The sequence below is a fragment of the Xylophilus sp. genome (genome assembly GCA_009914555.1).
Lineage (GTDB): Bacteria > Pseudomonadota > Gammaproteobacteria > Burkholderiales > Burkholderiaceae_C > WNDY01.
In genome coordinates this window covers 1-5,467 of sequence record WNDY01000110.1, presented here as the reverse complement: position 1 = coordinate 5,467, position 5,467 = coordinate 1, and the positions used below count along the sequence as shown (strand labels likewise).

Sequence of the window (5,467 nt, the reverse complement as noted above, 5' to 3'; positions counted from 1 at the left end):
TGCCTGCTGCCTGAACTCCAGGCTGAACTCCTGCCCCTTTCTGCCTGCCTTGCTCTTGGTCATCGTCCACCTCCTATTGCGATAGTTAATCGCTTATAGGGGTGTCCGTGAAACGGGGGCAAGATCAGTACCTGCTGCACTGGCGCGGCAACGCCGACCTCCATGTGGCCGTGCCCACCTTCGAGGCGCTGCGCGACGAAGGGCTGATCGGCGCCTGGGGCGTGTCCAACTTCGACATGGACGACATGAACGACCTCTGGCGCATCCCCGGCGGCGACCGCTGCGCCACCAACCAGGTGCTCTACCACCCGGCCAGCCGCGGCATCGAATACGACCTGCTGCCCTGGTGCGCCGCGCGTGGCCTGCCGGTGGTGGCCTATTCGCCGCTCGGCAACGCAGGCCGCAGCGCCGACGGGCTGCACGAACACCCGGCCTTCGCCGCGATCGCCCGCCGCCACGGCATCGGCCCGCCCGCGGCGGTGCTGGCCTGGGCCGTGCGTAGCGGCCGGGTCCTCGCCATTCCCGAATCGGGCGACGCGGGCCATGTGCGCGACAACGCGCAGGCGCTGTCGGTCACGCTGGATGCCGAGGACCTGGCAGCGATCGATGCGGCCTTTCCGCCGCCAGCGCGACGGGAGCCGCTCGACGTGCTTTGAGGCTGCGCCTCAGGGATGCCAGTGGCTGCGCAGCGCCGGGTGGTCGTCGCTGGCATAGCGCGCTGCCGCCAGCGTCTGTGACAGGCGCTGCGCCGTCTCCACCAACGGTTGCGCATGGCGCGACAGTTCGGCCGCGGCGCCGGCATCCGCCGGCACGGCGATGCTGACCGCGCCCAGCACACCGCCACGGGCCGCGAACACCGGTGCGGCGATGCTGGCCGCCGTGGCATCGGCCTCGCCGATGGTCAGGTGGTAGCCGCGCTTGCGGATCGTCTGCGCAGCCTGGCCCGCAGCACCGGCATAGGCCAGGAAGACTTGGCCTGCCGCACCGCGGTCCAGCGGCAGCGGCTCGCCCACGCGCCCGGGGCTCACGAAGCCGTCGGCGCCGCGCACCCGCAGCAACCGCACGCGCTGGCCGTCCTCCTGCGTGAAGAAGGAGGCGCTGTGGCCGGTCTGCTCGGCCAGCGTCTGGAGTGCCGGCTCGATCACGTTGCGCAGGTCGAACGCGCGCTGGTAGCGCGCGCCCAGTCGCGCCACCGCCGGGCCCAGGCGCCAGGCACCGCCTTCCCGTCCTACCAGGTAGCCCGACGCGGCCAGCGTACGGGCCAGGCGCAGGACGGTCGGCTTGGCCAGGCCGGTGCGCCGCGCCAGTTCGGCCAGCGGCAGGGACGTGTCTGCGATGCCGAAAGCGTCGAGCAGCGCCAGCGCGCGCGCCACGGCCGCCACCCCGCCGGCGGACGGGGCGGCAGCGGCAGGCGGCAGGGGCGGCGATGTCATCGATCGAGGCGGAGCAGGGCGGGCGATGTGAACCACGGCGAGGACGCTGGAACGCAGTGGCGTTCCACTCCATGGAACGAGATTGTGGACCGGAAAGCGGCTGTCTACGCTTGGCAGTTTCCCCGCAGCGGGCTGCCGCGGCCCCGATCCCCAGGAGAGACATCCACCATGACCTCGCATTTTCCCACCTTCCTGCGCCGGCGCGACGCCGCCGCCCTGCTGCTGGCCGCCCTGGCCGCGCCCGCTATGGCGCAAGGCGGCAGCTATCCCAACAAGCCGGTGCGCCTGGTCGTGCCCTTCGCCGCCGGCGGTGCGGTCGACACCGTGGCGCGCAGTCTGGGCGACCGCCTGGGCGCGCAGCTGTGCCAGCCGGTCATCGTCGACAACAAGCCGGGCGCCAATGCCAACATCGGCAGCGAGGCCGTGGCCAGGTCGCCGGCCGACGGCTACACGCTGCTGGTGGCGGCCAATGGCATCGTCACCAACAACACGCTGTACCCCAACCTCGGCTTCAACGGCCTGCGCGACTTCACACCGATTTCCAGGATCGGCTCCGCGCCCCTGGTGCTGGTGACTGCTACCAACGCGCCCTACAAGTCGCTGGCCGACCTGCTGGCCGCCGCGCGTGCCAAGCCGGGCGAGCTGACCTACGGCTCGGCCGGCAACGGCAGCTCGGGCCATCTGGCCGGCGCGCTGCTGGCCTCGGTCGCCAGGATCGATGCGCTGCACGTGGCCTACAAGGGCGGCTCGCCGGCGCTGGTGGACCTGATCGCCGGGCGCATCTCGTTCATGCTGCTCAATCCACTGGAGGTGCTGCCGCACATCCAGTCCGGCCGCCTGCGCGCATTGGCCGTCACCGGCGCCCAGCGCGCAGCGCTGCTGCCCAACGTGCCCACCGTGGCCGAGGCCGGCCTGGCCGGCTTCGACGCCAGCGTCTGGTGGACGCTGCTGGCCCCGGCGCATTTGCCGGCCGACTTGGTCGCCCGCCTGAACGCCGAAACCCGCAAGGCGCTGGCCGACGCCGGCGTGCGCGAACGCCTGACCGGCCTGGGCGCGGTCATCACGCCGTCGAGCCCGGCCGAGACTGCGGCCTTCCTCAAGAGCGAATCTGCCAAGTGGGAACAGGTGATCCGCGCGGCCAACATCAAGCCGGACTGAGCACGGACGCCATGATCATCGACTGCCACGGCCACTACACCACTGCCCCGAAGGCGCTCGAAGACTGGCGCAGGCGCCAGATCGAAGCCTACGAGGCCGGCACCACGCCGCCGCGCGCCTGCGAACTCCACATCAGCGACGACGAACTGCGCGAATCGATCGAGGGCAACCAGCTGCGCCTGATGACGGAGCGCGGCATCGACCTCACCATCTTCAGCCCGCGCGCCAGCTTCATGGCCCACCACATCGGCGACCTGGCCGTCTCGCAGGCCTGGGCCGCGATCTGCAACGAGCTCTGCCATCGGGTGAGCGATCTGTTTCCCGAGCACTTCGCCGGCGCCGCCATGCTGCCGCAGTCGCCGGGCGCCGACATCCGAACCTCCATCGCCGAGCTGGAGCGCTGCGTGAGCGACTACGGCTTCGTCGGCCTCAACCTCAACACCGACCCGTCCGGCGGCCATTGGACCAGCCCGCCGCTGACCGACCGCAGCTGGTACCCTCTCTACGAGAAGATGGTCGAGCACGACATCCCGGCGATGGTCCACGTCAGCACCAGCTGCAACGCCTGCTTCCACACCACCGGCGCGCACTACCTCAATGCCGACACCACGGCAGTGATGCAGCTGATCCAGGGTGACCTGTTCAAGGATTTCCCCGCGTTGCGCTTCGTGATCCCGCATGGCGGCGGGGCCGTGCCCTACCACTGGGGCCGCTTCCGCGGCCTGGCACAGGAGATGAAGAAGCCGCTGCTCGAAGAGCATCTGCTCAAGAACATCTTCTTTGACACCTGCGTCTACCACCAGCCGGGCATCGACCTGCTCACGCGCGTGATTCCGGTGCACAACATCTTGTTCGCCTCCGAGATGATCGGCGCGGTGCGCGGCATCGATCCGCAGACCGGCCACTACTTCGACGACACCCGCCGCTACATCGACACCGCCGCCATCGACCCGGCGCAGCGCGCGCAGATCTACGAAGGCAACGCCCGCCGCGTGTTCCCGCGCCTGGAGCCCGCCTCAACGCATCCAAGGAGCCCCGCCATGTATGAACTCGGCGTCGTCCACCGCACCATCATCCGGGCCGACCCCCAGGTCGCCGACGGCCTGGGCCCGCTGGGCTCGGCTACCGTTCACGAGGCCCAGGGCCGCACCGGCCTGCTGTCGCCGGCGCTGCGGCCGATCTACCGCGGCCAGCCCGTCTCCGGCACGGCCGTGACCGTGCTGCTGCACCCGGGCGACAACTGGATGCTGCACGTCGCGGCCGAACAGATCCGCCCTGGCGACATCGTTGTTGCCGCGCTCACCGCGCCCAGCAGCGACGGCTTCTTCGGCGACCTGCTGGCCACCAGCTTCCAGGCGCAGGGCGCGCGCGCCCTCGTCATCGACGCCGGCGTGCGCGACGTGCGCACGCTCGAGGAGATCGGCTTTCCGGTCTGGAGCCGCCACATCAGCAGCAAGGGCTGCGTCAAGGCCACGCTCGGCTCGGTCAACATCCCGGTGGTCTGCGCCGGCATGCTTGTCACGCCGGGCGACGTGATCGTGGCCGACGACGACGGCGTGGTCTGCGTGCCGCGCACACAGGCCGCGGCCACGCTGGAGAAGGCGCGCAAGCGCGAATCGCTCGAAGCCGACAAGCGGGCCCGGCTCGCCAGCGGCGTGCTGGGCCTGGACATGTACGGGATGCGCGAGCCGCTGGCCGCCGCCGGCCTGCGCTACGTGGACTGAGCGCGGCCATGGCGTTGTCGTGCATCACCTCGATGGCGCCGCGGCAGTGCGTGAGCGCGCTGGCGCGGAGCTGGGACGAAGGCACGGTGCAGGTCGAGGCCATCGGCGGCGTCGATGCGGCCGCGCGCATCGCCGCAGGCTGGCCCGGCGACGTGGCCGTGCTGGCGCTCGACGCATTGCAGGCGCTGGCGGAAGCCGGCCATGTGCTGCCGCGCACACTGGCGGAAATAGCTGCATCGGACACTGTGGCCGCCGTGCGCGACGGTGCGCCGCTGCCGTTGCTCGACACGCGCGAAGCCTTGGTGCGCAGCCTGCGGGCCGCTCGGGCCATCGGCTATTCCACCGGCCCGAGCGGCAAGGCCTTCCTCGCGCTGCTCGACACGCTGGGTGTCGGCACCGAACTCGCGCCGCGGCTGGTGCAGGCGCGGCCCGGCCAGCCGGTGGGCGCGCTGGTTGCCGACGGCACGGTCGATCTCGGCGTGCAGCAGCACAGCGAACTGGTCGGTCTGCCGGGCGTGGTCATCGTGTCTGCGCTGCCGCCCGGTGCGGAGATTTCCACGGTGTTCGCCGCCGCCGTGGTGGCGGCGTCGCGCCAGCCGCAGGCGGCCCGCCGCTTCATCGGCCACCTGCGCTCGCCCGCCGCCGCAGCAGCCATCGAAGCCGCCGGCATGCGGCCCGCCTGAGGGCCTGACCTTCTTGGCAGATCGGCCCGCGCCGGCGCTCCCGGTGCCCCCAGTCTCATTGGACGGCGCCGGGGCGGTGCCATTGTGGCGTGGGGTGCGCTGTTCCTGGCGGACTTTCGTCCGGACCGAAGCAGGGTAGGCTGGTGTCCGGAAGAGGGCAGGCATCTTCCGGGGAATCGAATGCGGCATGCCGTCGACGGAAGTCCGCCCGCTGCGTGGCGTGTCGGCCCGCTGCCAGATGGTGGGCCGCGCGATGCAGGTGCGACATGAACTGGCGCACGCTGGGCTTGAGCGCCGTTTCGGTGCGCGCCAGGGCGACCAGCGTCAGCATCAAGGGGCCTTGAGCCTGTCCGAAATTTTGTGTGTGAGGCATAGCATGTCAATGAGGAGCATGTATGCCGACGAGCAAGACGAAAACGAAGAACGCAGCGATAGCCGCCCGAACGGCGGCGTTGCCCACGATCCCCAA

General features: G+C 70.8%; 6 protein-coding genes and 1 pseudogene. 6 read left to right on the top strand and 1 reads right to left on the bottom strand.

The features are described from left to right. Positions 1 to 107 precede the first annotated feature (107 nt). Positions 108 to 656 carry an aldo/keto reductase gene (locus GAK38_RS23240; protein ID WP_325347254.1) on the top strand — a complete coding sequence of 183 codons (549 nt, stop codon included), beginning with the start codon at positions 108 to 110 and terminating at the stop codon, positions 654 to 656. Positions 657 to 665: 9 nt separating this feature from the next. Here the strand turns inward: GAK38_RS23240 and GAK38_RS23235 are convergent, their stop codons facing one another. Then, entirely contained in the window at positions 666 to 1,433 is a 768-nt protein-coding gene (locus tag GAK38_RS23235) for an IclR family transcriptional regulator (protein WP_325347253.1), read from the bottom strand. Between the two features lie 168 nt (positions 1,434 to 1,601). Between GAK38_RS23235 and GAK38_RS23230 the strand changes: the two genes are divergently transcribed. The 5 genes and pseudogenes from GAK38_RS23230 to GAK38_RS23210 form a co-directional block, all read left to right on the top strand. Further along, the gene (locus tag GAK38_RS23230) at positions 1,602 to 2,591 is read left to right on the top strand and encodes a tripartite tricarboxylate transporter substrate binding protein (protein ID WP_325347252.1); all 990 of its coding nucleotides are present in this window, start codon (positions 1,602 to 1,604) and stop codon (positions 2,589 to 2,591) included. 11 nt (positions 2,592 to 2,602) lie between these two features. Further along, positions 2,603 to 3,607: pseudogene (locus GAK38_RS23225) on the top strand (amidohydrolase family protein); the annotation flags it as partial. A gap of 24 nt (positions 3,608 to 3,631) precedes the next feature. Then, positions 3,632 to 4,315, top strand: a complete 684-nt coding sequence (gene ligK / locus GAK38_RS23220) for a 4-carboxy-4-hydroxy-2-oxoadipate aldolase/oxaloacetate decarboxylase (RefSeq protein WP_325347255.1) — start codon at positions 3,632 to 3,634, stop codon at positions 4,313 to 4,315. 8 nt (positions 4,316 to 4,323) lie between these two features. Then, positions 4,324 to 4,998 (top strand): substrate-binding domain-containing protein, encoded by a 675-nt coding sequence (locus tag GAK38_RS23215; protein WP_325347251.1) that lies wholly within the window; start codon positions 4,324 to 4,326, stop codon positions 4,996 to 4,998. 187 nt (positions 4,999 to 5,185) lie between these two features. Beyond that, on the top strand, positions 5,186 to 5,467 hold a 282-nt coding region (locus GAK38_RS23210; RefSeq protein WP_325347250.1), incomplete at its 3' end, for a hypothetical protein.